The organism is Pseudomonas sp. Y24-6 (genome assembly GCF_020295325.1).
GTDB classification, from domain to species: domain Bacteria; phylum Pseudomonadota; class Gammaproteobacteria; order Pseudomonadales; family Pseudomonadaceae; genus Aquipseudomonas; species Aquipseudomonas gregormendelii.
Genome location: NZ_JACBXG010000046.1, coordinates 1 through 763, shown reverse-complemented (window position 1 = coordinate 763; position 763 = coordinate 1). Strand labels below are relative to the sequence as shown.

Below are 763 nucleotides of genomic sequence, written 5' to 3'. Positions count from 1 at the left end.
TAGTGGCTCCAGCCACCCTGAATACCGTAGCTGCCGCTGCCAAAATCGGTGGCGACATCCACGTTCTGGTTGCCGGCCTTGGCGCTGGCGCCGTGGCTGAAGCCGCTGCGAAAATCGCTGGCGTGGCTAAAGTGCTGGTGGCCGACAACGCCGCCTATGCGCATCAGTTGCCGGAAAACGTTGCGCCTCTGATTGCAGAGCTTGGTAAGAGCTACAGCCACATCCTGGCTGCCGCGACTTCCAACGGCAAAAACATCCTGCCGCGCGTTGCCGCTGCACTGGACGTTGACCAGATCTCCGAGATCATCTCGGTAGAAAGCGCCGACACCTTCAAGCGCCCGATCTACGCCGGTAATGCCATTGCTACCGTTCAATCGAACGCTGCGGTCAAAGTGATCACTGTTCGTGCCACCGGTTTCGACCCGGTAGCTGCGACCGGTGGTTCGGCTGCCGTTGAAGCCGTTGCCGCTGCTCACGATGCTGGCCTTTCCAGCTTCGTTGGCGAAGAACTGGCCAAATCGGATCGTCCGGAACTGACCGCTGCCAAGATCGTCGTTTCCGGCGGCCGCGGCATGCAGAACGGCGACAACTTCAAACACCTGTACGCCCTGGCCGACAAGCTGGGCGCTGCCGTGGGTGCTTCCCGCGCCGCGGTCGACGCAGGTTTTGTTCCGAACGACATGCAGGTCGGTCAAACCGGCAAGATCGTTGCTCCACAGCTGTACATCGCCGTCGGTATCTCCGGCGCGATCCAGCACCTGGC

At 61.3% G+C, this 763-nt stretch carries 1 protein-coding gene; it reads left to right on the top strand.

All coding sequences use genetic code 11. The features are described 5' to 3' along the window. Positions 1–2: 2 nt before the first annotated feature. Positions 3–763 (top strand): electron transfer flavoprotein subunit alpha/FixB family protein (locus tag HYI44_RS29170; RefSeq protein WP_225571213.1); only part of this gene is annotated, 761 nt, incomplete at its 3' end.